Below are 26,216 nucleotides of genomic sequence, written 5' to 3' on the forward strand. Positions count from 1 at the left end.
TGATTAAGGGAACATATATATTTGCACTGTAGCATAAAGAGTCTTTTTTTAAATCCCGCCATGGTCACAACAAAAACGCCTTATTTTATTTTAAGTGCCCCATTAATGCCCCATAATAATTAATTAAATATGTATTATTATGTTTTTGTTAATTATTCATAATATATTATTATGATTATGTATCATATGTTGTAATTTATTGCTCATTGTTGTAATCTGCTCACAGTGATTAATGACTTGCAGAGGCAATCATGGCAAACATCGAAAAACGTATTTCTAATGATGGCAAAACCAGTTACCGGGTAAAAATACGCTTGAAGGGATTCCCTTCTCAATCTGCCACATTTGAACGCCTGACCGATGCCAAAAAATGGGCGCAACAAACCGAGTCAGCAATTCGAGAAGGCCGCCATTTCAAAACCACCGAAGCCAAACGGCATACATTGGCGGAAATGATAGATCGTTATTGCCGTGATGTATTACCAAGCAAGAAAAGTGCAAAAGACCAAACACAGCAACTGGCATGGTGGAAATCTGAAATCGGAAGCTACTCGCTCGCAGATATAACGCCTTCGCTTATTGGCGAATGCAGGGATAAGCTAGGCCGTGAAATCACAATAAGAAATAAGTTACGTTCACCTGCCAGTGTTGTGCGGTATATGGCTGCGCTTTCTCATGCGCTTACTATCGCTGTAAAAGAATGGGGCTGGATAGAGGATAACCCAATGCGAAAAGTAACCAAACCCAAAGAATCACGCGGACGGGTTCGCTTCCTATCCGATGATGAGCGCATGCGCTTACTGAAAGCCTGTAAAGAATCCAGTAATCCTTATTTATATTGCGTTGTAGTATTGGCACTATCTACCGGAATGCGCCAAGGTGAAATCATGGGATTGACTTGGGATGTAGTGGATTTAAACCAAGGCCGCGCAATTCTGCATGAAACAAAAAACGGTGAACGCCGCGCCGTGGCGATTACTGGTCATGCTTTGGAACTATTAAAAGCACTTTCCAAGGTACGCCGAATTGATTGCAATTTACTTTTCCCAGCTAAGGAAAAAGCACCACAAAAACCACAAAAGTCCATGGATTTACGCACGCCATGGGAAACAGCCGTTAAAAAAGCAGAGCTTCATGACTTCAAATTTCATGACTTGCGTCATAGCGCTGCATCATACTTAGCCATGAATGGCGCAAGCTTGGCTGAAATTGCCGAAGTGTTGGGACACAAAACCCTGCAAATGGTAAAGCGCTACGCGCATTTATCCGAAGGCCATACCGCTCGTGTAGTTGAATCTATGAATACTAAGATTTTTGGTGATGTCTGAAATGGTACAAGTAAATAATGAAAAAGACCAAGAAGAATATGAACATGAAATAAGAAGAGGTTTTTTTCTTGGATATTATTCAATCAGAGATGAATGGGGTTTATGGGCCAGTAAAAATAAATTAATTGCTAAGGAAGCAATTCCACTAATGAACGGACTTGATCCTAGATCGTGGGAAGAATATGAGAAAAAGGAGAAACGTTTACCTTATGAAATGATTCAATCCATTAAGCGAAGCTTAGTAATGGCAGAAAATGAAAAAATCGTTATAGACACTCCTGCTAAATGGCTAGATTGGGGGCGCAAGCATGATTTGGATAAACCGATTTTAAAATCTAAGGACTGGCTGAATGTGCCTGATGTTTGCATGTTCAAATTGTTTGAAACTGCGGTATCTGGAAAGTCTATTAATTCACGAACTACGGAAAAGCAGAAAGATGATTCTTGGAAGGAAATGGCAAGAGAAAAAGCTGATTTAATTTATCAAAAGCAAAAGGCAATCGGGTGTGATCCTTCTAATAAAGCAATTGCAAGCATGATAGCCAATGAATTTGAACAGGAAGGCATAAAAACCACAAAAGGAAAAAGACTAAATGATGGATATATAGTGCGACATGCACTAAATGCATGGAAAAGACCAGAAAAGTAAGCGAGCAAAATCGGCAAATCCGGAAATTCCTTTTATTCTTAAATTTTCCGAATCAATAAATTCATCAACCCCAATAACGGCGGTGCTTTCAGAGTTTTTTCATTTTGCTATGCGGCAAATTTTTGCCTTGCTCTAATAATCGTAAGTTAACTGTGCAATATCGCACAGAAACGAGCAGATTATTAAAGGCAACCGCAATGGAAAATATTTCTGTTACACAAGCGATTAAATCAGCTTATCCAGATTTACCCTCACAATCCCGCACACTGTTGACCGTTCGCCAATTCAGCGACAAACATCCCGCATTCACACAAGGCGCAATCCGCAATCTAATTTTCTTAGCTGAAAGTAGAAGAACATCCAAAGGCATTATCGCAGGCAATGGTTTGAATATTGCCTTGGTAAGAATTGGCCGGAAGTTGCTTATTGATGAAACAAAATTTTTTCAGTGGATTGATGCGCAGCAGAAAAACAAAAACTATAGTGCGGGCGGTGCAAAATGAAAATCGCTGCTCAATCACTTCAAAACGTAAAAGCATATATCCGCCCCCTTGATTTTTACCGCAGCGAACTACCTGATATGCCGCCCCCGCGTGGCAGCGGATGGCGTGATGGCGGGCTGTGTCCGTTTCATCCTGATAAGCACGCAGGAAGCTTTCGGGTGAATCTTGAAACCGGGGCATTTACTTGTTTCTCATGCGGAACCAAAGGCGGGGATATTATCGCCTTTGTTCAGCAAAGAGACGGCTTGAGTTTCCCGGAAGCAGTGCAAAAACTATCCAATGATTGGGGGGTGTGATGCAGGGCATACCTCAAACATATAGCAGCAAGCCACGCCGCCATGTATGGGAATATCGCAGCAATCAAGGTGAGCCGATTGGCTATGTTGCCCGCTTCGATGCTGGTGAGAAAAAAGAAATCGTGCCCTATTTTAAATGCATCATTGGGTGCTTCTATGGTTGAAACCGTGAAAGAAGCTGCCCGCCGCTTATCCTCTACCGCTCTTAAAAATGGTTTTCAACCGGCTGCTCTGCATACTTATACCGACTCTGAAGGCAACGCGATTTATTGGCGCATCCGAGCCAAAAATACGACCACCGGCGAAAAATGGATCAGGCCGATGAGGTTAAACGGCAATGGGTATGAATTGGGTGACCCTGCATTTGAAGGCGGAAAGCCGTTATACGCTCTGCACCTTATCGCAGGTAATCCCGGTTCGGTTGTGTGGATTGTCGAGGGCGAACAAAAAGCTGATGCAATCAACCAGATTGGCCTTGTAGCAACTACTTCTGGCGGGGCGATGAGCGCCGGTAAAGCTGATTGGACACCGTTACGCGGGCGTAACGTAGTTATCTGGCCTGATTTCGACGATGCTGGCAGAGCTTACGCGAACGATGTTGCAATTATCTTGAATGATCTAAACTGCACGGTTTTGGTCATTGATGTGAGCAAGCTTGGGCTTTCAGAATCTCAGGATGTGATCGATTGGCTTTCGATTCATCCAGAGGCTACCGCGACAGATATCACGGACTTGCCATTAATTCGGCAAGAAAACGTGTCAGCGAACGATTCTGACGACTGGCCAGAACCGCAACCACTAACGGCGAAAATAGAACCGAAACCTTATCCAATCGAATCACTGCCCGCCATCGTCAAAGCAGCAGTTGATGAAGTATATGGATTTGTTAAAGCACCCATACCGCTGGTGGCGGCTTCAGCAATATCCGCTTTGTCATTGGCGATTCAGACACTTCATGATGTAGAAAGAGCAAAAGAACTTCACTCACCGACAGGCTTATTCTTGTTAACTATCGCCGATAGTGGCGAGCGAAAATCAACTTGTGACAGATTCTTTACTAAGGCAATTATCGAGTATGAGGATGCACAAGCAGAAGCCGCAAAACCTGAGATCAAGAATTACAAAGCGGATACAGAATCATGGGAAGCTAAACGCTGGGGATTTAAAGATAAAATTAGAAATAACGCAAAAGATGGAAAACCAACAACCAGTCAGGAATCTGAGCTTAGATTGCTTGAGCAGAATAAGCCAGAACCGCCACGAATCCCGCGCTTGATTTACGTAGACGCAACACCCGAAGCATTGGCCTATAGCCTAGCGAAACAATGGCCTAGCGGTGGCGTGGTATCGGCGGAAGGCGGTATTGTATTCGGGTCTCATGGCATGGGAAAAGATTCAGTAATGCGAAATCTTGCGATGCTGAATCAACTTTGGGATGGTGCCAATTTAAAAGTGGATCGCAGAACAAGTGAGTCTTTCATAGTCAGCGGCGCAAGACTCACAGTGGCTTTACAGGTACAGCCCGAAACTTTGAAAAGTTTCTTTGAAAAGTCTGGTGCACTGGCACGCGGAACGGGTTTCTTGGCGCGGTTTCTTATTAGCTGGCCTGAGTCAATGCAAGGCCATAGGCTATTCACCGAGGCACCCGAGAGCTGGCCGCAGCTTGCTAAATTCAATCGGCGAATCGAAGAAATATTAAATATTCCTGCACCAATTAGGAAAGACAGCGGCGGACTTACACCTATGATGTTGACTCTAACACCCGAGGCCAAGTCTGCATGGATTAATTTTCATGATGGCATTGAGGTGCAATTATTCAGCGGTGGCGTTTTGTTTGATGTGCGCGATGTAGCAAGCAAGATTGCAGACAATGCCACAAGGCTGGCAGCACTATTTCATGTATTTGAGGGCGTTAGTGGTGCAATCAGTGTGGATGCATTCGAGAGAGCAAGCGCGATTGTGGCATGGCACCTGCATGAATCGCGGCGCTTCTTTGGTGAGCTTGCGTTACCCGCTGAATTGACGGACGCTGTACGGCTTAACGATTGGCTGATACAGCACTGCAAGCGTGAGCATACGCACTATGTCACAAAACGTCATGCGCAACAGTACGGAACTATCAGAGACACAGCACGGTTCAATGCTGCTATTGCCGAGCTTGAAGCACTGGATCGTATTCGGATCAGGAAAGACGAGAAGAAAATATCAATCTGGTTAAATCCCAAACTACTGACTCAAGAAGCCGCATGACTTTAATTGAGATTATACGAAAAAAGAAATTTGCTACAGCTACTGATGCTACACCTGCTACAGATAAATCGGCATTAGTTCCGAGTGTAGCAATAGTAGCAAGTGTAGCCGTAGCAAAACAGAAAAGTAACAAAGCTGCATTACCTGAAGATGCCAAACTTGAAGAGCGACGGAGAAAGGTATTGACAATGCTGGCACATCAACCAGATTCACAGCAGGCGTTTATTACTGATACAAGCAATCAAATTTCTTGTTAAAGCAGGAGAAAAGCAACGATGACAGCAGAAAATAAAAAACGTGGTCGCTGGAAAGCCGGTGAATCGGGTAATCCCAATGGGCGGAAACCTGGCACAGGAAAAGTCGCGCAATTGAGAGAGAGCATTGCTCAGCATTTACCAGCAATCATTCAACAATTGGTTACTAAAGCTAAGGAAGGGGATTCTCAAGCAGCTAGAATCCTGCTGGAACGTGTTATTCCACCGATAAAATCAATTGACTCACCTGTAGAGATTAAATTGCCGGAGGATGCCGATTTATCAACGCAAGGGCAAATTATTATTCAGGCGGTTGCTAATGGTGTGCTTGTACCCAGTCAAGGAAGTGATTTATTGACCAGTTTAAGTACGTTAGCAAGAATTAAAGAATTTGATGAACTGGAAAAGCGGTTAATTGCGTTGGAAGAAGCCAATGAATCTAAAAAATAGAATAATGAAGCTGGAACAGATCATTAAACCCCAACCTTCCTTATTGGTAATGATTAGATTTAATGATAAATGGACTTATGAACAGCAGCTGCAAATTAATGAAGCCAAAGCAAATAAACGGAAAATTTTAATGGTTAATTTTGTTTGATAAATTAATGACCCAGAACTAATATGACTATATTGAAAAACCGGCTCTCCAGACTGGAATCCAAGCTAGGCATGAAAGTGACGATTGAAGATATTTTGAAAGTTATGCATGATCGGAAGAAAGGAATTGATTGTGAGGTTGAATGGCGGCGTATTCAGGCATCAAGAACATGGAGCGCACTCTATCAGTTAATTAAATAAAATAACGTTATTAATTTGATGAATCCAATTTTTTCCATTCGACTTGAGAGAGCAATAAATGAAGTATGGACTAGGCAAAAGGAAATTACAGTGAAGCTTTATAATATCACTGTGAATATAGTTTTATACTCACTATTATGTTTAAGCTTAGTTGGGTGTATGTCTTCTCATCCGAAGGTATCAGTATCAAGTTTTGATCAAGCTTTTCTTAATGGAGAAATAAGGCTTGACTGTCAGCTATTATGTGGCATGCAGTTTGGAGCAAGCTTGTCAGATATGCACCAACTATATCTTCAGCAGCGATGGCATGAGTTATCTCGAAAAATTATTGAGATCGGCTTTAATCAGGATATTGCTTACTATTATCTAGGCAGGGCAGCTGAAGGGCTTGGGAAAACGAAATCAGCGGAAGTTTACTATCTATTGAGTCAATCTGCACCACGATGCATACTAAACGGTTGCAACGGATTATCTTTCCCCGATGTGATCAATGATAGATTGGCGAATATCAAAAAATATTCTTCTGCACCAGAAGTTATTTCCTCATCTTCAATACATTCTTCACAAATTTCTGATAATCCTAAACCATTAGTTACAACAGTTTCAGATGTCAATAATAAGTCAAAAAACGAATGCATAATTAATTCTAATTGTATAACCAATAAGGCTTGTAAAGTATTTGGTAGCAACAGGTATGAGTGTATAGAAGAAGGTCAGGCTACTAATTTTGAATTAAAATCCATTCAAAAGAATGTACCTGACGATATGGGAAATGAAATCAAGCTTATCTCAGTGGGGGGGGTTTATGAAATTCCTGTTGTTTTGAATGAAGTGCTCAGAATTAATGTAATTCTTGATAGTGGCGCGGCTGATGTCTCTATCTCTCCCGACGTTGCTTTAACGCTAATTAGGACTGGGACAATTAAAAATTCTGACTGGATGACAGGACAAGTTTATCAATTTGCTGATGGGACTAAATCAAAAAGCAAAAGATTCAGTATGAGATCAATTACGATTGGAAATAAGACATTCAAAAATGTGACATGCAGCATTGCAGAAAAAAATGATGCTCCAATGCTACTTGGTCAAAGCTTGCTTAAAAAATTGGGTAAATATACTATTGATTATAAGAAAGGGATTATTCAATTCGAATAAAAAACTGTTAATAAATTACTAATTTAATCTCAAATTGGAGTAATTATTAATGTTATCTGATGCGCCAAAGAAACTTCAAGTTTTTGTATCATCCACCTTTACGGATCTCAAGAAAGAAAGGCAAGCAGCTGTAATGGCAATTTTGGAAGCAAATCATATTCCAGCAGGAATGGAGTTATTTGCGGCGGGTGATAAATCTCAAATGGAAGTGATTAAACATTGGATTGATGAATCCGATGTTTATCTACTTATATTAGGAAAAAGATATGGAAGCATCGATCCAGGAACGTTGAAAAGTTACATAGAGTTAGAGTATGACTATGCCTTATTGAAAAATAAGGCGACATTTGCTTGTGTATTGGATGAACAACTACAAGAGGGTTCAAAAAGTGAAAATTTTATCGATATTGAAAAGGACACCGAAGAAAAATTAAAAAAATTTCGTGAGAAAGTTGCCTCAAGTCGCATTATAAAATATTGGAATAATGAATATGAACTAAAACTTAGCATTATCCAAGCTTTGAACCAATTTCAAAATCAAGATAATTTGCGAGGATGGATTAAATCTCCAGATGCAGATGTTATGAATGATTATCTGAAATATCGCAATGAATTTATTAAGCCTAATATAAATAGCCCTGGAAAAGTTTATGTTGATCCACATCTTCAATTCATAAATCATGCTAATGCTTTTGAGGAAGTCAGCAAATTAATCCAAGATTATGTTTCGCGAGAGGCACCAGATCATATTGATTTAAAATTCATGGGGGTTGCGATGCGTTACTCAATTGATTACATTGAAAAGAATATACTTGAGATTGCAAAAGAAAACCCAAAAGTAAGATTCTTATGCAAATGTGCAATTACAAATAGCAAACATTTAGAAAAATTTCAGCTTGATACATCCGATTGTGATTGGGCAGAAGATTCGCGGAATGCAGACGAGAAACTCACAGAAATTGTAAAAAAATATAAGCAAATTTGCATTGAAGAAAAACGGGATTGTAATTTTCGTTTTGAAATCTCAAGATTTGATGAAATTCCACAGAGGCACGGAATACTTCTAAAATTAGACCATGAGCATTTATTTTTAGGTGTTTCTGATTGGGACATGGCTTGTAATCATCCTCGTTTAACTGTTGGTTCAAATAAGTATCGGCATCATAGCTCTGAACGGAAAGAAGGTCGCTTCTGGATTGATATATTTAAACATTGGTTTATGTTCTACCAGAGTTATCAGAGAAATATAAAAAAAACGTAATATATTTGTTCAGCAAATAAATGAAGTCAGAATCAAGTCAATCCGCGTTAGGGAACGGGCAGCATGCCCCTTACGGGTCATACCTTCGCGCCGGTCGGTGGCGCGACCCTTGGGAGTACAAAGGGTTAAAGCGGCTGGTGAATATGCTGCTTGAAGTGATGATGCAGTAGAGCGGACGCATGCACCAGCCTTCTCTGCTATAAAGAATAGAACTAGTTAATGGCCGACTCTATAATATTGATATATTGAATACCTTCTGATGTTGTCTTTTTCCATGCCAGACACTTTTTATATAATTTAAAAATCAATTAGATAAGGATGTGGCAATGAACAAATTATTAACTTCTGCACTATGGGCAGGTGTTTTCTCAATCGGCTTAGCATCAACAGCTAATGCAACTTTAGAGTCAAGGCTTGGCGGTAAGGCTTATTATGACACTGAATTAAATATCACATGGTTAGCAGATGCAAATGCCGGAAAAGGTACGGTTTTTGATTATGATAATGATGGGCTTATGACCGGTAACTCTGCTAATGATTGGGTAAATAGTATTAGTATAGATGGTATCACTGGTTGGAGACTACCCAATTTTGATAGAAATGGCGATAGGGTTTTTAATATTGATGTCAACTCAGGTGTGTTTGACATGAAATTTAATGATACCTGTTTTAATGGTAATACTGCGGGTTGCTCAGATAACGAGATGGGATATTTATACTGGGTAGAAGGAGTCACACCAACGGCACCTGGCCCGTTCATAAATATTCAACCTTATTTATACATATCTGAAAATATACATAGTGGCTTTAACGTATGGGAAATTAGCTTTTACGATGGTTCTTATGGAGCGCAACTTGCTGGTAACTTATTCCACGCATGGGCTGTTCACGATGGTGATGTTGCATTATTAATTCCAGAGCCAGAAATGTATGCAATGATGGTGTTGGGACTGGCAGTTTTGCTTGGTTTTGGAAGATTAAGACAGCAGAGTTAACTACAGAGTAATTCTTAAAACAATTAATCACTAACCGCTCATGTGGCGGGTTTTATTGCTTACCATGTGTTTTCTGATTCTTTTGTGGTTTTTGTGGTCAGTTTTTTAGAGCTTTAGAAAATATCACAAGAAGGGATGGGGCAGTTACCCCGCAGCAAATAGTGGGGCACAAATGGGACACTCACAGATAAAAAAACAGCAAAATATACAATAAGTGGCAACAAAGGCTATGAATTAATCATTTGATATAATTGCTCTAGTTTATTGTCGTTTGTTGCAAGCTATTGATCTGAATGGATTCGTAATCAGTAGGTCGGAGGTTCGACTCCTCTCAACAGCACCATAAAACAAAGACTTAGAAACGTAGCTGAACCTGTTTTACTTCGATTGTGCCAAAATTGTGACATTTAGCACACCATCCAAGACCCGGGCATGTTGAGCAAATTGCTCAGGTGCCAAGTGAGCATAACGCCTCACCATCTCAGCAGATTCCCATGCACCCATTTCCTGAATGACATTCAACGGCACGCCATTCTGAGTTAGCCAGCTTGCCCAGGTATGGCGCAAATCATGCCAGCGGAAATCTTCAATACCGGCACGTTTTAACGCCTTATACCAAGCTTTTGTATTCACTTGCGTGATTGGCTTGCCCTTGTAACTAAATACCGATCTTGGATGCTTGCCAATCTGCCTAGTCAATACCGCTATTGCCGTAGCATTCAGCGTGACATGAATCGGTTTTCCTGCTTTGGCCTGATCGCCATGTATCCATGCAACATTTCTTTGCATATCCACTTGCGACCATTCCAGATTCGTAACGTTCGACCGTCTCAAACCTGTAGCCAGTGAAAACGTCACCATATCCGCTAAATGATGTGGCAATTCCTGAATAAGCATAGTTGCTTGTGTCGCATTCAGGTAACGCACCCGGCGCTTTGCTTCACGATACAGCTTGATGACTGGGGGTTTATCTATCCATTCCCAATCAAGAGCCGCACGGCGAAGGATTGAGCGAATCAGAGCCAATAAACGGTTAGCGGTCGCCGGACTCGTTTCTTTTCGCTTTAATTCGCCAATCCCCGCAATTACATCGCGCGTCAATTCATCGAGATACTTGCCCCTAAAGAACTGTTGGAGCCAGTTTATTTTAGCCACGTCATCATGATGTGTCTTTTTGTCCTGTGTCTCCATCAGCCATTTATAAGCCGATTCATCCCAAGTGCGTTTTGGCTTATCCCCAAGCTTCACGACCCGCCAAGATTCAGCTTTCAGTTTGTCGTGGAATTCCTGTGCTTGGGTTTTGTCTTCAGTTGCAGCAGAGCATCTAACTCGCTCGCCGCTTGGTGTGGTGAAACTAATCCACCACGTCTTACCGCGTTTAAAGAGTGACATAATTGTTTTTCTCCATGTCCCACTTGCAACGCTTGCCGGGGAGTAGCATATAACGAGCGCAGGCAGGCAACAAGATCATCTTCGATAAACACCCAACACTTGCCCACCTTGGCACCGGGAATAATCCCCGCTTTGGCGCGACGGCGCACTTCTTCGGGGTGCATTCTGAGAAATTGAGCAGCTTCATCTAAGTTGAGGGTTTTCATTCGCCCTCCGAAGCTTTACGATAATCTTTAGCCGCCTTTTCAATTTCCAGGCGTTTTTGATCAGCCTCATTGAGGTTTGAGATCGTGTTGTATTCCTTGCCGCGCAAACGCACTTTCTCAAGAAGACAAGCTTCACCTGAAAGACCGTCAAATTCTCCACGGTCACAAAGATATTGATGTAGCGCCAACAAGAAACGATCCAAGCCTTCATCAAAGTCTGTGATGCCATACTTAGCCATGAAAGAAGCCAATGAACTGACACCTAATGACAGTATCCGTTTATCTTCAGGCAATCTCGTTGCTTTGAATGATCGGGAAAGCGTATTGAAGTCGGTTTCCCAGTCTATGGAAGAGATATATCCCCACAATGGATGAATCGGCCAGCGTGAACGCGTTTGATCATCGGGATTGGGCAATGTTAAGCGCAACCATTCCGTTGAAGCATAGCTCCATAAGCCGTTTAAATTAGCCAACACGCTATCAAGGCTTATCAAGCCGTGTTCTGCCAATACATCGCGCATCAACTGAAATTCAACACGCCAAACCGGTTCATCCTCTTGCCAACCGGTCTCTTTCCATAAAGGAACAAGATCGGTTCTGCCGCTGGTATGAATCTCTAATAGTTTGTTATACAGCCGGCAAGAAATCTTGCCACCCAAACCAATCGACCAGCCAGTGAATTTCTCATTGACTGCATGGGCATCTATCTTTTTGCCGCGCGTAATCCATGCTTCACGACCCCAGGATTCCATGTTTTCATGGGAGACGAAATCAGCACAGAGATCGATACGGCTGACATGGGTAGAACTATCTAAGGTACCCAGTTCCCTGAGAATTTCGCGTAAATGCTTTTCTGCTTCAACAGGCAGAATGCTGCATAGATACCGAGAGGATAGTTTCACATACGCCATCGGTGTTTTCTTGCTGGTTCTGGATAAGCTAATGCGGAATGCACCATCTTCCATAACATACGGAAATATGGATGAACCTTTATCCTTGACTTCAAAGATATGACCGGCAATGGCATATTGTGCTTGTGCTTGCTGATCTGCTTCTGGATGCTGTGCCAGTTGTTTAAGCTTGGTTAAACGCTCTTTTACTTCTGGAAATAATTCACCTTGATAGGATAAATACAGACTATCAACCCCAAACCTTAGAAGCTTGAAGTATTCACTATTGCAGTTATAGGGTACTGTGTTACTAGGCAGCGTACCCTGTAAGGATAATTCAGACTGATGCAGCGCATCCGTCAAATCTCTTTCCACCTCGCCCTCGCATCTATCCTCCTCGCTAAAGCTCGTCGTCTTCTGCGTTGGCTCGGCGGCTTCGATTTTATTAGATGCTACAGATTCAGGTGAAACGTTTATTTCTTTCTTCATGATAAACCTCGTATCCACGGCGATCATGCAAAAAATGCTACATCGCAACGGATACGAACTTTATGCACCAAGACAAAGAATCTGAATGCACTAAAAAATAATTTTCAGTGCATTGACTAAAAGCCAATTTTCTGATTCTTTCGGTATTCAATACGCATCTTGTTTAAATTACACTCATCTTCTATTCGATTCTGGTAACGATCCAGTTTGGCATCGTCGCAAATATCAAGAATCTCAGATGCGGTAAAATCTTCTAGCCGTTTGAATCCATCTAGTATTGCAAAAAGCATATACAGCGCAGGAAATCTAATTCTTCCTCGAATGGGAGGTCGTTTTATATAAGATGTAACGCCATCCAGGAAATTAGGATCTTCCCCAGTTTGCAGACGTGCATAGGTATCGCGAAAATATGGATGGCCTGTCAAGATATTGCGATCTATCTGTATGGCTTTGCAGAAAGCTTTTTTATCACCCTGCATGGCGAGCGGTACAAGCGTGGTTAACTTCTGACCATGCACCATTAACGCAATGTGGTTATAGAAATATGCGTAGATGAATGCAAACAATAATTGAACAGTAATAAACGCTGATTGTTTCTCATCCTCAGGCAATGCTTCAAATCTTAGACTCGCAGCTTCACGCTCTTCCTCAGTTGCATGAAAAATCTCCTCAAAAAAATGAGAGGATTCATCACTTAGGAAATCATTGAAACATAAATCCATAAACTCAATCTTTTCATTTTCTGGCAATGCGACAAGATCATCATTAAACTGCCTAAATTCCTTAATAGCTTCGCCAGGGAAAAATGACTTTATTAAGCAAGACAAAATTCTTGGCTCTTCTTCATAAGCTATAACATACAAATCGCCAAGCCCCGAGTTTTTCCTAGCTTGTTCAAATTCTTCAGGCATCTTGATCCATCCATCACGCTTAGCACGATACAATGACAACACCTCCCCGCATTCAGACGCTAACTTCACAGCTAATAGCCGAGCGATTGACTTTTCAATGCGTGATTGCATGTAAATTCCAGAATCCATTTGATTAAATTAAAGTTTTAGGTTTGAAGGATAAATAAACAAATGGATCTGGCTTTATCAAATCATTTCACTTTCTAACGGATTATCTCTATGCTTTATTGAGAATAGGCACAACAGCTTTGCTCTTGTGCATGGTATGAGGACAGACTGGCTATGCCAGACTGTAGTAATGGGCGTGAAGTTTGCTGCAAATATGGACTGTAAAGCAAAAAAGGGAAAATGAATTTAAATCAGTATATAGAAGCCATTCACAAACGTTTCCAATCAGGCATAGCTAAAGAACATGCTTATCGAGGAAATCTTGAATCACTTATTCGTGAATTAGTGCCAGGCGTTGAAGTCACCAATGAACCGGCTAATGTAACTGACTGTGGCAACCCAGATTATGTAATCACAAAAGGGAAAATACCGATTGGTTTCATTGAAGCTAAAGACATCGGCAAAGATTTAAATGATAAGCAGTATAAGCCTCAATTTGACCGCTATCGTAAGGCGCTAGACAACCTCATCATTACCGATTACCTTTGGTTCCAGTTCTATCAGAACGGCGAAATAGTTGCGGAAATCCGCATTGGTGATATCAAAAACAACAAGATTGAACCGCTGACAGAAGGCTTTTTCGAATTTACTGCCCGGATACAAAATTTCTGCACATTTATCGGGCAAACAATCAAATCCCCGAAAAAGCTTGCTGAAATGATGGCAGCCAAGGCAAAACTATTGCAGATGATTCTTGAGAAAGCGATTGAGTCAGATGAGCAATCACAAGAAAATACTAGTCTACAAGATCAATACAACTCATTCAAAAGCATACTGATTCACGATCTAAATCCGAAAGACTTTGCCGATATCTACGCGCAAACATTGGCTTATGGCATGTTTGCCGCTCGCTTACATGATCAAGACCTAGACACTTTCAGCAGGCAAGAAGCCGCTGAGTTGATTCCGAAAACAAATCCTTTTCTGCGCAAACTATTCCAATATATCGCAGGTTATGACATTGACGAACGCATCATAACTACGGTGGATAATTTGGCTGATGTATTTCGTGCAACGGATATTAAATTGTTGCTTAAAAACTTTGGCAAAGCCACACAAACGCAAGACCCGATTATTCATTTTTATGAAACATTCCTTGCTGAATATGACCCAAAGCTACGCAAAACACGCGGCGTTTGGTACACACCGGAACCAGTAGTCAGTTTCATCGTGCGCAGTGTCGATGAAATCCTGAGAACCGAATTTGGCTTGAAAGATGGATTAGCTGATACTTCTAAAACCACTATTGAAGTTGAAGTGCAAGGTGCAGCTGTAAGTAAGGGTATAAACAAAGGAAAGGCTATCAGACAACGAAAAGAGGTTCACAAAGTGCAAGTGCTTGATCCAGCAACCGGCACCGGAACCTTTTTAGCAGAAGTAATAAAGCATATCTACAACACCAAATTTGCAGCGGTGCAAGGCGCATGGAGTGGATATGTTGAAGAACATTTAATACCGCGCTTAAATGGTTTTGAAATATTAATGGCATCTTATGCAATGGCACATTTGAAGCTGGATATGCTGTTGTCAGAAACGGGTTATCAAGCAAAAAAAGATCAACGCTTCAATATTTTTCTTACTAACTCACTGGAAGAACATCACCCAGACACCGGCACACTTTTTTCTTCATGGCTTAGCACAGAAGCTAATGAGGCCAATTTTGTCAAACGTGATACTCCGGTGATGGTAATAATTGGAAATCCGCCTTATAGCGGTGAAAGCTCGAATAAAGGCGATTGGATTATGAAGTTAATGGAAGACTACAAAAAAGAACCCGGCGGAATTGAGAAGCTAAATGAACGTAACCCTAAATGGATTAATGATGATTATGTGAAATTTATTCGCTATGGCCAGCACTTCATTGAGAAGAACGGCGAAGGTATTTTAGCTTTCATCAATCCACATGGTTTTCTGGATAATCCCACATTTCGCGGGATGCGTTGGAATCTTCTCAAGACTTACGACAAAATTTATACGATTGATTTACATGGTAACAGCAAGAAAAAAGAAACCGCCCCCGATGGTTCTGCGGATATGAATGTTTTCGATATTCAGCAAGGAGTATCGATTAACTTCCTTGTAAAAACAGGTAAAAAGAAACCAGATCAATTAGCAAAAGTGCATCGCTCTGATTTGTATGGTGCACGAGTCAATAAATATGAGTACTTGTTCAACAATACATTACAAAGCACTGAATTTGAAATTTTGCCCAATACTCCACCTATGTATTTTATGGCGAAAAAGAATTTTGAAGCAAAAGAAAAATACAATGCTGGATTTGGCCTTCAAGATTTGTTTCCTGTAAGTGTGATGGGTTTTCAGACTCATCGAGACCATTTCGCTATTGCATTTACGCGCAGTGAAATTGAAAAGCGCTTTCTGGATATGTGTAATATAGATATCGACGATGAATCCCTCCGTCAAAAATACAACCTTAAAGATAATAGGGATTGGCAATTAACTAAAGCACGTAAACAAGCCAGACACACTGAATTAGATGAAATTCTCCATTATTGTTCTTACAGACCGTTTGATATTAGGCAAAGCTACTTCAGCTGCGAAGCAATGGACTATCCTCGTCGAGAATTAATGGATCATGTAGCTGGAAAAGAAAATCTATGTCTGAATATTTGCCGTCAGACCAAAGCATCTGTATGGAAGCATATCTTAGTGTCAAATCAACCAACGCCTGCTGTATTTGTAGAAATCAAGGATGGTTCCACAGTCATGCCTTTGTATCTATATTCACCCAGAGACAATCAGCAGAGTTTGGATGAGAGCACACGTAAGCCCAATTTAAATCAAGAAATAATAAAAGAAATCATAGCAAAACTAGGTCTAAGCTTTGTTAATGAAAAAGGAAAAAATACAAATACCTTTGCACCTATCGATTTGCTAGATTATATTTATGCCGTATTGCATTCACCCACACACCGCGAGACCTATAAAGAATTTTTAAAAATTGATTTTCCACGCATACCTTACCCAAAAGATAAGGATACATTCTGGCATCTGGTTCAGCTTGGTGGCCAATTGCGCCAGATACACTTACTTGAATCGCCTGTGGTTGATGAATATATCACCAGCTATCCAAAGGATGGCAACAACATCGTCACCAGAAGGATCACTCAGAAGGATTGGGAATTTTACGATACCGGTAAACAATTTGGCCGTGTCTGGATCAATGATAATCAATATTTTGACCAGATACCATTAATAGCATGGGGATTTTATATTGGTGGCTATCAACCTGCGCAAAAATGGCTTAAAGATCGCGCTGGACGAAAGTTAAGCTATGAAGATATTTTACATTACCAAAAAATTATCAAAGCCCTGACTGAGACGGACTACTTAATGAGAGCGATTGATAGCATCAGCATCGAATAAACAAATTGATCAAGATATTCATCTTAATCTGCTTATCCAAAAACCGAGGATCGTTACAAAACATCATTATCATTGATTCCTTCTTTTTTTCTGCGTTCAGCAATTTCATGCTCAATCCTTTCTTTCTGTAATTCCATAAGAGCGGCAGGCAACATAAAAGATAATATACTGCTAGCAGATGCAAGGAAGATGTAAATATATTCAATAGCCACTTGAAATATTATGTACTCTTTTTTTGCGACTATGGAAACAAAAATAAGAAAAAGAGTTAATAGATAAAGCATAAATAACCATTTGTAACGTATTAGTCGATTATAGGTAATATCACTGCTCAACCTTGCTACTTGCCAATCGCCAGAAGGTAATGATTTTGGATCACCTACCAAAGTTATCACCGCAATTAAAAAACCCGCTAAAACAGAAAAAACTGTGACTATTACATTTATTGCATCTTGATTACCATGAATCATTGGTTGACCAATATAGGAAAAGAGACCACTCCATAGAGCAATACAAATCGCGAGTTTTATCTTCTCCGGATCACGTTTCTGCTTCACTGTTTCAAAACACCTTCATCATTAAGCCTATTAAAATATTCCTTCAACTGAGTCCAGGCAGAATTCAAGCTTAAAGATTTCCCAAGTGTGCTAACCCTGAATGAATCTGAAACACGAATCTCATCAGACGTAATTTTATTATTCGCACCTGTCACAATAACAAAACCGTCATCTCCATCTGTTTCAAACTCGTTAATGATGAACTCTGCAGTTCTCCTGAGTCTTTTCTTTCCAGCATCTCCAAAACCGATTTCTCTGGAATGGCGTTTAGCCTCGTTTCCATCAACTCTGAGTACTACACTCACGCTTAAATTTTCCTTTTCCCTGATGTCTTTCAGTTCTGGATCTTTACAAAAAAGTGCGCTTAGTTCATGCGCTATAGCACCTTGAATACCTGATACTTTCGGTTTGTCCTTATTTAGGTGAATCAAGCTGGCTTCGTATAGAGATGCTTTTAGCTCGATTTCCTTTACACCTTCGTCTTTTATCATTTTCAATTTACTTATTTTTGCGACCTTATCAAGCTCAAAGGTACTAGCGATATTTTTTTCATCAACAGTTTGTAAAATTAAATAAATATAAATCTCTACTAAATTTTCTCTTACGCCGGACGGGCAGAGAATTAAGTGATTTCCATTTATATAAACAAAGATATCCCCATTAAGATAATCTTTTCCAGAAGGCGCAATTTGTGCAGTGACACTAGAGTTTTTTGCTGTAGCATCTTTATCAATAATCGAAGTTGCTTCTCCTGGCACATAAGATGCAATTTGAAGATATAGTCCCGACTCGACTTTAACATTAGCACCTTGTATCTCAGCACCAGAGCCAATTGCAAATGTTCGTTTTCCTACGGTGTCTAATTTTGCGTGTGCATCAACCAAAATTTCTTGAAGGGTTTTTTTACTTTGACCCTCCCATTTGGCTCTACGATAGTAGAGTTTCTTAGTTTTAAATTCTGGTTGTTTTCTTGGCATTTAGACACTCCATATAATGAACGGTAGTTCAAGAGTATAGCCCACCGCATAGACATATTTCCGCAAAAATAAAGTGTGCCATTCTCAAACCTCAGATCAAATCTCCAATCATAATACCGAAAGGCTACAAAATTGATTGTGTCAAATTTGTGCCAAACTACACCATACATTCTATTGATTGAGGCTGTATAGCATTGGTTTTATGCGTGGCAAGCATTGTAAGCGATTGATTTATAACTAACTAAAATTTTAGGCCACGTTTCGTAATCAGTAGGTCGGAGGTTCGACTCCTCTCAACAGCACCAATAAATCAATAAATTATAAAAAATTCTATAAAAATGCCTGGTTCAGGCGAACAGTAAAGCAGGTATAAAAAGCAAATGAAAAATTTGCTTTAGAAAATCCACACCCGAAGCAAGTCATATTCGCAATCAGAAGATCTCAAGCTCAATTCTTGGTTCAGGTTCCATAAAATCAATAAGTTATATGGCAAGTAGTGAGTATGTAACCTGCTCAACAAATTTCTTCTGAATGAGCAACTCCTAAATAGCAATTCATATAAAAGTGAAGAGATACTATGAAACTTAGATTTATCATGTCACTAGTTACGTTGTCCGTTTTACTTGGCTCTTCTGTACAATTAATTGCTGCACCCTCGCCCCCTACACTAACGCATTCCATCAGTGGATTCACAGTTACAGCTTCCTGGACAAGTGTGCCCGGTGCGACGGAATATAAGTTGAGTTATGCCCCTATTCCATATACCGGGCCAGAATCTATTGCAAGCTTGAATGTTGGAGGGGTAACCAGTTTTACGGCGAATCTATGGGAAGGCGCAGCTTTCTATATTGCAGTTCAAGCAGGGGATGGAAATGAATTTAGTGAATACTCCAATATTGATAATTTTTCCCTTGCCTCATCATCAGAAAATCTCTCTGGATATTGGCATATAACTGAAACTTTCGGACCCAACAATTGCGCTTATCCGGTCGGAGTGCAATATGATTACTACGTAACTTTTACTCAATCAGGCAATTCCATTACTGCGGACCGGTCTTCAGATTTGCTAAGCGGCAATTTAGTTGGAAATACAGCAACACTGACACGCAGTTATGAAGATAATGAAGGGGGTGAATATTATGCAGAAATAGATACAATGAAATTAACTATTCTGCCTGACAATTCGATTTCTGGTTCTTACTCAGTAATATCAGGAAATAAGCCTGGTGATTATTCAGGATGTTCAACAAATAACTCGTTTATTGGAACTAAAACTGATTCAATACCAAAAGATGATTAAGTTCTTGTGTTCCCAATACTAATAAAATAACAATTTTCCACAAGTTATTAACAAAACTCCAAGGCAGCTGCGCTGCAACCGCGTTCTTGCGCTCGCAGCCGCTCCCGTCGAAATACATTCCAGCATGCTCTCTCTACCACACATTTTTCAATGTACCGCTCATACAACCGTGTCGGTAATTAAATAGTCCGGTTTCAACGCCACAAATCTTTTGTGCTGGTAGGGTCTCCGTTCTTGCCCGGTTTATAGGAGTAGATTTTCATCAGTCTGATGGGATTGTCTCGACGCTTGATAGTAGCTCCTACCCAGCAATTGAGGGAATTGCCACCGATTCCCTGATCGGCTGATTGCCGGGCTTGCCCTAAGATAGCTTCAGGTGGATTGCTGATTATGCACAGTTGTGCCAGTACGGCGTGCCATCGTGTTGCCGTTCCGCAACACGAAAGCCGTGCAGCAGGCCGCTTCGCGGTGGCAAAGAAAATTGAACAGAATATGAGTATTAGTTAGTCAGCAACCTGGATAGCTGAATGCACTCGTTCAAGCATCTTATTAGTCACGTTGTTACGGCGCTCAATTTGACTGACATAGGCTTGACTCACACCTAAACGCTGAGCCAATTGCTCTTGCGTGATACCAGCTTTGATTCGCGCTAGCGCTACGGGATTATCGACATAATCCTCGAGAACAAAAGGTTCATAGGTTTCATCCTGACTTGCTTCGCAAGCTGCCAGTTCTTTTTCAATCTGATCCTTCAGGACGCGATAAACTGCCATTGGTAACAGGACATATTCGTCTTTGCCTTGGATGGATTTGATTTTTTGCAGTGTCATTTGTAAGCATCTCCACGCGGTTTGATTTTCTCAATGGTAATAATTCTAACGATATCATGCCGTTCATAAATAACCCGCCAGCTGCCAACACTCAACCGGAAATAGGACTCACCTTCCAGTTTCTTGATATCAAGCGAACTATCATCAGGATTCCGGCCCAGTTGCTCCAATTTCTCAGCGATCCTAAAATTTCTTTTTGATTTGCAGCCAGATCAATAAATCACAGCAATAAATCATTATACTCAAGTACCTAGTCATAACAGAAAGCTCTCATGCTAATCAATAGAATGTCTCATTTTATAAATTAAGATTCCAGATCGTGAATTTTTCATAAATATTATGTGAACTTTTTGTGAATATATGAATCTTACTTATGTCAGTTCTGATGACTTTAATAAACTCTCACTCAGGAGATAAAAATGAAAACAAGTCAAAATCTTTTTAGCACAGCTGTAAAAGTCACTTTCGTTTTATTTGGCGTTTTACCGCTGATCGGACTCATCACATTTGGCGATTTGCGTTCGCTCTCAGTAATGCAATCTGAAGTAAGCTGGTTAGAAATTGATTTAATTCTGGGAGCTGTGTTCTTTTTAAGCTATCTTGTAATCGGTAGTGTAGCCGGAAATAAAACACGTTTACCCTTGAAGAAAATTTACGCTTAAATCTCTGTAAGCCAATTAGGCCAATGTGAATTAACCATTGGCCTTTTTTTATGCATAAATCGGAAACAATCAGACACACCTCCGCCGCAAGGGCGGGAAATTGAATTCATAGGGATTAAGTGGCAATTTCCTCTCTACGTCACGCCAAATATCCAATTTAACCTAACCCGCCCAACAACATCAGATAGGTTTCTCTGGTCTTGGATCGGAAGCATACGACAGTAAGAACGCTTCCCCATTTCCATAATGTTGACCAAATCCAACCATCCGACCACACAATGTTAATGTGTAAGAAAACTTAGCTTGTACCAATGATGAGCAAACGATCGTGTGCCGAATGAATTGACGCTCAGCAAAACCCTTACATAGTAAGCCGGGACAGCTTCCGGTGTTGACAATGGACAATCGGACTGAAAAGATTTTATGATATTATTCGAGCCCGATTGAGAGTTAATCCCATTGAATCGTAACTATTTGTTTAAATAAAAGGTAGCATACATGATTTTCTGGCGCGTAAAATCACTTGATGCCATCCTGGCAACTGCAGAAAAGAAAAGTCTCCACCGTACCTTGGGCGCATGGCAGTTAACGCTGCTGGGTATTGGCGCGATTATCGGTACCGGTATTTTTGTTTTGACGGCCGAGGCTGCACAGAAAGCCGGGCCAGGTATGATGCTTTCCTTTGTCATCGCCAGTTTCGTATGCACCGTCGCAGCACTGTGCTATTCCGAGCTATCTTCCATGGTGCCCGTTTCCGGATCTGCCTATACTTATTCCTACGCGGTGCTGGGTGAATTGGTCGCATGGCTGGTCGGATGGGCGCTCATGCTGGAATACTCCGTAGCCGCCAGCGCAGTTGCCGTCGGCTGGTCTGGCTATTTCGTCGGTCTTATGCAAAATTCGCTTGGGATAGAGATACCCTTTGCACTGGCGAATGGACCTTTTGCTGGCGGAATCATTAACTTACCGGCGGTTTTCATCTGCATACTGGTCATTGCACTCCTGGTTATTGGCACACGCGAAAGCGCGACATTTAACGCCACACTGGTCGCCATCAAGATTGCCGCATTAACGCTTTTCATTGCGTTAACACTACCGGTTGCCAATCTGGAAAATTTCCAGCCCTTTTTACCGCTAGGAGAAGCGGGGGTAGTTGCCGCAGCATCGTCCATATTCTTCGCTTATGTCGGATTCGATGCGGTTTCCACCGCCGCGGAGGAAACCAAGGATCCGCAGCGCAATGTGCCCATCGGGCTGATCAGTTCGTTGGCAATCTGCACTGTCTTTTACCTGCTCATTTCAGCCGGGGCGATCGGCGCTATCGGTGCGCAACCACTGTTGGATGGAACCGGTAAGAATTTGGTGCCCGGCTCTTTGCAATTGGCCGAGCAATGCCAATCGCTGGCCGCTCTCGGACAGCAGCCGCTGGTTTGCTCGCGTGAAGCATTGGCGTTGGTGTTACGTGAGATTGGCTGGGAAAAAATTGGCAATTTTCTAGGGTTGACCGCTTTCCTGGCGCTGCCTTCGGTGGTTCTGATGATGTTGTTCGGCCAGACGCGCATCTTTTTCGTCATGTCGCGCGATGGTCTGCTGCCGGAAGTTTTAAGCCGCATTCACCCGCGCTTCAAAACGCCGCATATTGTCACTTACGTAACAGGCTTAGGTGTCATGACCGCCGCCGCTTTCCTGCCGGTTGGAAAACTGGCGGATATTTCTAATTCCGGAACGCTGTTCGCTTTTATGGTCGTAGCGTTTACCGTGATGATACTGCGCATCAAAGACAAGAACCGCGTGCGTCCTTTCCGGACACCCGCAGTTTGGCTGATCGGCCCGCTCGCCGTACTGGGTTGTATCACGCTGTTTTTCTTTTTACCAGCCGATGCAAAACTGGTGTTCCCGATCTGGTCAGGAATTGGATTGATTTTTTATTTTCTCTATGGCTATCGCAAAAGCCACGTTGGCCGGGGCATTGATACACCCGCCGGTGGTGAAGATATCATCAGCCAGGTCCGGCCTCTGGCCGATTGTGATCCGGACGGCACGAACAAAAAAGCTGAGTAATTCGCTTTGCGTGTTAGGTATTCGCTTTAACCTCGGCAGCCGGAGCGCGAAGCAAAGCCGGTAGAATAATGAGTGTGCAGATCAAGGTAAAAGCGAGTCCCACAGTCAGCAGTATTCCCATACTCGCCGTACCCAAGTGCGACGAGAAGATTAAACTGGCAAAATCCACCAGCGCCGTCAGCGCACTATAGAAAATGGCCCGCGCGGTGCTGGTATGAATCAGAACTTCACTCACCAGCTCATTATTGATACTCCGGTACACCATGTGCAGACTGCTATCGATGCCGAGTCCGAGCAGGAGCGGCAAAGCAATGATGTTGGCAAAATTAAACGGCACATCCAGCAGGATGGTGAACGCCGCAGTGAACAAACTCGACAGCAGCAGCGGCAATAGCACCAGCAAGGTATATTTAATACTGCGCAGCAACACCAGCAAAATGACCACCACACCAATCAGCGCCAAAGAGAATGCCTGAACGAATGCCTGCACCACGGCTTCACCCGCTTCCAGACTGATCACCGGGACGCCGATGGCATGTGGCGCCACTTGTTGCACGGAACGGACAAAGCGCCGCAAGGCATCGTTATCGTTCAGATCCTCAACCGGATAAACCGCTAGCCGGTAACCGCCCGCATCGCTATGCCAACGGTCTTTAAACGCAACGGGCAAATCGCCCTCATCGAAAATAGTTGCTTCAGTCGCCGTGCGCAAACTTTGCAAAGCCAGCGGCAACATCGCCAGCAAATCGTCTTCGATGGTATATAACAGTTTACTTTTTTCATCGTTGCTGACTTTGTCCAATTGCGCGAACAAATGAGTCAGCGTCGACTTTAAAGCACTTACAGTAGCGGCCGATGGATGCTCAGGATGGCTGGCAGCAAATCGTTCCAATGCCGCAACCAATTCCCGTAACGCCTTATATTGCTCGGCCAGAATCGCATCGCTGGTGATCCGGATTTGCGGCGGCGGTGTCGCGGCAATCGGCCCTACCGTCAGCGCCATTTCCTGAATCAGAGAAAACTTTTCTTCCTGCTGCGCGGGTACAAAATCCAATACCGTGACAACTTTATTGACCTCTGGCAAATCAGCCAGCCGTTTCGCCAACGTTTCCGTTTCCTGCGGATTGTTAGCCAGCACTGCGATATGCCAAGGCGAAAGATCGGGCTCGGCCAGCAATTCCCGGAAAGTCTGTACCGCGCCCCCCTTCGGGTCTTGCATATTGAGCAAATTGTAGTCGAATCGCACTTGCGGCAAGATTGCCAACGCTGCCACCGTCGCCACCAGCGTAACCGCGTAGGTTGCTTTGTGCCACTTCAACGAAAACTCCAGCACCTTGCCAACCGAACTTTTTTTAGCCGGTTTTGCCACCGCTTTTTTCGGCAGATAGCGCAACAATGCCGGGCCGATGATAAGCGTGACCAGCAAACTGATGATCATACCGGTTCCGGAAATGATACCGAGTTCGGCCACTCCGCTGTAATCGGTCGGCATGAAGGCATAGAACCCGATCGCATTGGTGACGGTACACGCAGTCAAGGCCGCTCCGGCATCGCCGCCGGAGATATGGATGGCTTCAGCCGGGGAATGATTGTTTTCCAGCACTTCGCGATAGCGCAGCAGAAAATGGATTGCAAAATCTGCTCCCAGGCCGATATACAGTACGGCAAAAGCGATGGAAATCAGATTCAGATGACCGACAACCGCAGTGGCAAATGTCGCCGTCAAAATCAATCCCATCAACAGACACACCAGCACATTGAGGATCAGCCCTCCGTTACGCATGGCGAAGAAAAGCACGACGCCGACCAGTACAAACGTGATAATTCCGGCATATTCCATACCGCGCAGCGAGCTGTTGAGCTCCTCTTCGGCCAGGGCCACCTCGCCGGTAATGCGTAAGCGGATTGGACTACCCTCCGTGATGCCGACACTTTCCGCCGCGGCATGCAACGCGGCAATGGATTGTTCGGCTGGAAACAGCTGAGAAAAATCAAGCCGCGGCTTGATGATGATGAGTTCCTGGTAAGTGTTTTTTTGCGCTTCGCCGCTGAACATGGTCTGCCATGACAATGCTCTGGGAGAACCATTCAGCCGCGCTTCCAGGGTTGCGTTGACGCCCTTCAATACCGGACGCAATTCAATGCTCCGTCCCTTGTTCAACTCATCCACCGCGCTGGTCAGCACATCGGCAAAAGCAGCCAGCGAAGGATCCTGGCTGATGCGAGTGATCAAGGGTTGCGCCGCGGCCAAGCTATCGGTAATCCGTTCAAGCTCGGGAATGCTTTGATACAGCAATCCGTTGCGCGCGGTGAAGTCGTCCACTCGCGGAGAATAAACATCGTAAAAATTACTGGAATCTTGCTTTAACCGCGCGGCCAGATTCTCGGTTGCCACGCGCACCTGTTCCGGCGTGGGTGCATCCAAGACAATGAGCAGTGTATCGATGTCTTGCGGGAATGATTCGTTATAGCGCTTCAGATTGACACGAAACGGCAAGTCTTCGGACAGCATCTCGGCAGTATCGGTATTCATACCCAAATTGCGCGAGACATAGATGCCGCTGACGATTGCGATCAATAGCGCGGCTAGCAGGACCCACAACGCATACTGATAGGAAAATGTGGTCCAACGCGCAAAAATGGCATGAACACGGCTATGGGAAGTTTCCACTGGTGTTGTCATTGTTCTGAAGAGGAGTTGAAACGATCAGTAATGAATATTGCCTGCGCGAAATCACGGGTGCTAGCGGTCATGGTATTGAGATGCGCCGGTTGATTTTTCGCGCACAATAGGTGGTCAAATTGCACTGAATGATCTTTCAGTTGGGTTAAATATGCTGATTTTACATTAAAAACTTGATCTTACGGCAATTAGTCACAGCACGAATTTAACCTTC

Annotated in this window: 23 protein-coding genes; 14 read left to right on the plus strand and 9 right to left on the minus strand. The window is 42.6% G+C overall.

Features of this window, described 5'->3' with window-relative positions; genetic code table 11:
- The first annotated feature begins 251 nt into the window (after window positions 1-251).
- The 10 genes from ABD07_RS00095 (at window position 252) to ABD07_RS00140 (ending at window position 9,489) form a co-directional block, all read left to right on the plus strand.
- Window positions 252-1,328, plus strand: coding sequence for a tyrosine-type recombinase/integrase (locus ABD07_RS00095; RefSeq protein ID WP_160816588.1), 1,077 nt, complete (start codon window positions 252-254; stop codon window positions 1,326-1,328).
- Window positions 1,321-1,977, plus strand: coding sequence for a hypothetical protein (locus tag ABD07_RS00100; protein ID WP_160816589.1), 657 nt, complete (start codon window positions 1,321-1,323; stop codon window positions 1,975-1,977). The genes ABD07_RS00095 and ABD07_RS00100 overlap by 8 nt, the downstream gene beginning before the upstream one ends.
- Before the next feature lie 197 nt (window positions 1,978-2,174).
- Entirely contained in the window at window positions 2,175-2,480 is a 306-nt protein-coding gene (locus ABD07_RS00105) for a hypothetical protein (RefSeq protein WP_160816590.1), read from the plus strand.
- Window positions 2,477-2,776 carry a CHC2 zinc finger domain-containing protein gene (locus ABD07_RS00110; protein WP_160816591.1) on the plus strand — a complete coding sequence of 100 codons (300 nt, stop codon included), beginning with the start codon at window positions 2,477-2,479 and terminating at the stop codon, window positions 2,774-2,776. The genes ABD07_RS00105 and ABD07_RS00110 overlap by 4 nt, the downstream gene beginning before the upstream one ends.
- Window positions 2,777-2,818: 42 nt before the next feature.
- Window positions 2,819-5,026 (plus strand): YfjI family protein, encoded by a 2,208-nt coding sequence (locus ABD07_RS00115; RefSeq protein WP_160816592.1) that lies wholly within the window; start codon window positions 2,819-2,821, stop codon window positions 5,024-5,026.
- Window positions 5,023-5,283 carry a hypothetical protein gene (locus ABD07_RS00120; RefSeq protein WP_160816593.1) on the plus strand — a complete coding sequence of 87 codons (261 nt, stop codon included), beginning with the start codon at window positions 5,023-5,025 and terminating at the stop codon, window positions 5,281-5,283. The genes ABD07_RS00115 and ABD07_RS00120 overlap by 4 nt, the downstream gene beginning before the upstream one ends.
- 18 nt (window positions 5,284-5,301) lie before the next feature.
- Window positions 5,302-5,730: a DUF5681 domain-containing protein gene (locus ABD07_RS00125; RefSeq protein WP_160816594.1), complete on the plus strand. Its 429-nt coding sequence runs from the start codon at window positions 5,302-5,304 to the stop codon at window positions 5,728-5,730.
- 507 nt (window positions 5,731-6,237) lie between these two features.
- Window positions 6,238-7,233, plus strand: a complete 996-nt coding sequence (locus ABD07_RS00130) for a retropepsin-like aspartic protease (RefSeq protein WP_160816595.1) — start codon at window positions 6,238-6,240, stop codon at window positions 7,231-7,233.
- A gap of 49 nt (window positions 7,234-7,282) precedes the next feature.
- Complete coding sequence (locus ABD07_RS00135) at window positions 7,283-8,494, plus strand: DUF4062 domain-containing protein (protein WP_160816596.1); 1,212 nt, start codon at window positions 7,283-7,285, stop codon at window positions 8,492-8,494.
- A 326-nt stretch (window positions 8,495-8,820) separates the two neighbouring features.
- On the plus strand, window positions 8,821-9,489 hold the full coding sequence (locus ABD07_RS00140; RefSeq protein ID WP_160816597.1) for a hypothetical protein: 669 nt from the start codon (window positions 8,821-8,823) through the stop codon (window positions 9,487-9,489).
- Between the two features lie 378 nt (window positions 9,490-9,867).
- Here ABD07_RS00140 and ABD07_RS00145 read toward each other — a convergent pair whose 3' ends face one another.
- The 4 genes from ABD07_RS00145 to ABD07_RS00160 all read right to left on the minus strand — a co-directional run bounded on the left by ABD07_RS00145 (window position 9,868) and on the right by ABD07_RS00160 (window position 13,488).
- A complete protein-coding gene (locus ABD07_RS00145; RefSeq protein WP_338040415.1) occupies window positions 9,868-10,848 on the minus strand; it encodes a tyrosine-type recombinase/integrase in 981 nt (326 codons plus the stop codon).
- Window positions 10,758-11,087 (minus strand): helix-turn-helix domain-containing protein, encoded by a 330-nt coding sequence (locus ABD07_RS15245; protein WP_160816599.1) that lies wholly within the window; start codon window positions 11,085-11,087, stop codon window positions 10,758-10,760. Before ABD07_RS15245 ends, ABD07_RS00145 begins: the two co-directional genes overlap by 91 nt.
- The gene (locus tag ABD07_RS00155) at window positions 11,084-12,466 is read right to left on the minus strand and encodes a replication initiation factor (protein ID WP_160816600.1); all 1,383 of its coding nucleotides are present in this window, start codon (window positions 12,464-12,466) and stop codon (window positions 11,084-11,086) included. Before ABD07_RS00155 ends, ABD07_RS15245 begins: the two co-directional genes overlap by 4 nt.
- 116 nt (window positions 12,467-12,582) lie before the next feature.
- The gene (locus ABD07_RS00160) at window positions 12,583-13,488 is read right to left on the minus strand and encodes a hypothetical protein (protein ID WP_160816601.1); all 906 of its coding nucleotides are present in this window, start codon (window positions 13,486-13,488) and stop codon (window positions 12,583-12,585) included.
- A gap of 237 nt (window positions 13,489-13,725) precedes the next feature.
- On the opposite strand from ABD07_RS00160, the gene ABD07_RS00165 reads away from it, so the two are divergent.
- On the plus strand, window positions 13,726-16,932 hold the full coding sequence (locus ABD07_RS00165) for a type ISP restriction/modification enzyme (RefSeq protein ID WP_160816602.1): 3,207 nt from the start codon (window positions 13,726-13,728) through the stop codon (window positions 16,930-16,932).
- 53 nt (window positions 16,933-16,985) lie between these two features.
- Here the strand turns inward: ABD07_RS00165 and ABD07_RS00170 are convergent, their stop codons facing one another.
- Both ABD07_RS00170 and ABD07_RS00175 read right to left on the minus strand, forming a co-directional pair.
- Complete coding sequence (locus tag ABD07_RS00170; RefSeq protein ID WP_160816603.1) at window positions 16,986-17,489, minus strand: hypothetical protein; 504 nt, start codon at window positions 17,487-17,489, stop codon at window positions 16,986-16,988.
- Window positions 17,486-18,466 carry a hypothetical protein gene (locus ABD07_RS00175; protein WP_160816604.1) on the minus strand — a complete coding sequence of 327 codons (981 nt, stop codon included), beginning with the start codon at window positions 18,464-18,466 and terminating at the stop codon, window positions 17,486-17,488. The genes ABD07_RS00170 and ABD07_RS00175 overlap by 4 nt, the downstream gene beginning before the upstream one ends.
- A 577-nt stretch (window positions 18,467-19,043) precedes the next feature.
- On the opposite strand from ABD07_RS00175, the gene ABD07_RS00180 reads away from it, so the two are divergent.
- Complete coding sequence (locus tag ABD07_RS00180; protein ID WP_160816605.1) at window positions 19,044-19,766, plus strand: hypothetical protein; 723 nt, start codon at window positions 19,044-19,046, stop codon at window positions 19,764-19,766.
- A gap of 503 nt (window positions 19,767-20,269) precedes the next feature.
- On the opposite strand, the gene ABD07_RS00185 is transcribed toward ABD07_RS00180, so the two are convergent.
- A complete protein-coding gene (locus ABD07_RS00185; RefSeq protein ID WP_160816606.1) occupies window positions 20,270-20,596 on the minus strand; it encodes a helix-turn-helix domain-containing protein in 327 nt (108 codons plus the stop codon).
- The gene (locus ABD07_RS00190; RefSeq protein WP_164502706.1) at window positions 20,593-20,766 is read right to left on the minus strand and encodes a type II toxin-antitoxin system RelE family toxin; all 174 of its coding nucleotides are present in this window, start codon (window positions 20,764-20,766) and stop codon (window positions 20,593-20,595) included. The genes ABD07_RS00185 and ABD07_RS00190 overlap by 4 nt, the downstream gene beginning before the upstream one ends.
- 249 nt (window positions 20,767-21,015) lie before the next feature.
- Here ABD07_RS00190 and ABD07_RS00195 point away from each other — a divergent pair, with 249 nt between their 5' ends.
- A complete protein-coding gene (locus ABD07_RS00195) occupies window positions 21,016-21,258 on the plus strand; it encodes a hypothetical protein (protein WP_160816607.1) in 243 nt (80 codons plus the stop codon).
- A 498-nt stretch (window positions 21,259-21,756) separates the two neighbouring features.
- The gene (locus tag ABD07_RS00200) at window positions 21,757-23,319 is read left to right on the plus strand and encodes an amino acid permease (protein WP_160816608.1); all 1,563 of its coding nucleotides are present in this window, start codon (window positions 21,757-21,759) and stop codon (window positions 23,317-23,319) included.
- A 13-nt stretch (window positions 23,320-23,332) separates the two neighbouring features.
- On the opposite strand, the gene ABD07_RS00205 is transcribed toward ABD07_RS00200, so the two are convergent.
- Window positions 23,333-26,002, minus strand: a complete 2,670-nt coding sequence (locus ABD07_RS00205) for an MMPL family transporter (RefSeq protein ID WP_160816609.1) — start codon at window positions 26,000-26,002, stop codon at window positions 23,333-23,335.
- Window positions 26,003-26,216 lie beyond the last annotated feature (214 nt).

Source organism: Nitrosomonas oligotropha, from assembly GCF_009833085.1.
GTDB classification, from domain to species: domain Bacteria; phylum Pseudomonadota; class Gammaproteobacteria; order Burkholderiales; family Nitrosomonadaceae; genus Nitrosomonas; species Nitrosomonas oligotropha.